The 1,139-nt window shown below is 63.3% G+C and carries 1 pseudogene; it reads left to right on the top strand.

From position 1 onward, the window contains the following. Positions 1 to 1,139, top strand: a pseudogene (locus H0921_RS17565) (hypothetical protein); the annotation flags it as partial.

Here is a 1,139-nt window from a genome sequence, read left to right as displayed (position 1 = left end):
AGCATCGAAAAGAGTGGCTGGAGGGGTTGCCGGATTTGAGCTGGCTGGTGTGGGGTGGTTTGGTGGAGGGGTTGGTAGTTGGGGATGCGAAGGAGTTGCGAGCAGCGCGACGGTATGTGGACCTGCGATGGGTCGTGTGGGATTTTCGTCCCCATCTTGATGCTGACGGTGTGGTGGGAAGTCTCGAGTGGCTAGTGGGTGTAGTGGCATTGAGGGTGTGGGGGATACGGCTTGGTCCTGCGGGTGCGGAGGCTTTGGCCCGGTCGCCCTGCCTCCAGAACCTCACCACGCTGGACCTGAGTGTCAACGGGATTGGCCCTGCGGGTGTGGAGGCTTTGGCCCAGTCGCCCTACCTCCAGAACCTCACCACGCTGGAGCTGAATGTCAACGGGATTGGCCCTGCGGGGGTGGAGGCTTTGGCCCAGTCGCCCTACCTCCAGAACCTCACCACGCTGGAGCTGAGGGGCAACGGGATTGGCCCTGCGGGGGTGGAGGCTTTGGCCCGGTCGCCCCATCTTCAGAATCTCACCAGGCTGGACCTGGTGAGCAACGGGATTGGCCCTGCGGGTGCGGAGGCGTTGGCGCAGTCGCCTTACCTCCAGAACCTCACCACGCTGGAGCTGTGGGACAACAGGATTGGCGCTGCGGGTGCGGAGGCGTTGGCTCAGTCGCCCTACCTCCAAAAACTCACTACGCTGGGCCTGAGTGACAACAGGATTGGCGATGCGGGTGCGGAGGCGTTGGCTCAGTCACCCCAACTTCAGAACCTCACCACGCTGATCCTGAGGAGCAACAGGATCGGCGCTGCGGGTGTGGAGGCGTTGGCTCAGTCACCCCAACTTCAGAACCTCACCACGCTGGACTTGGGGTGGAACGAGATTGGCGCTGCGGGTGCGGAGGCGTTGGCCCAGTCGCCCTACCTCCAGAACCTCACCATGCTGGACCTGGAGTGGAACGAGATTGGCCCTGCGGGTGCGGAGGCGTTGGCCCAGTCTCCGAATCTCCGAAACCTCATCTCGCTGGACTTGGGGCGTAACGGCATTAGCGCTGGGGGTGCGGAGGCATTGGCACGGTCCTCCTACCTCCAGAACCTCACCACGCTGGACCTGAGGAAAAACGGGATTGGCCCTGCGGGTGCG

This window comes from Thermogemmata fonticola, assembly GCF_013694095.1.
Lineage (GTDB): Bacteria > Planctomycetota > Planctomycetia > Gemmatales > Gemmataceae > Thermogemmata > Thermogemmata fonticola.
Note: the sequence above shows the minus strand (reverse complement) of the source record. Positions and strands in the feature narration are given on the sequence as shown.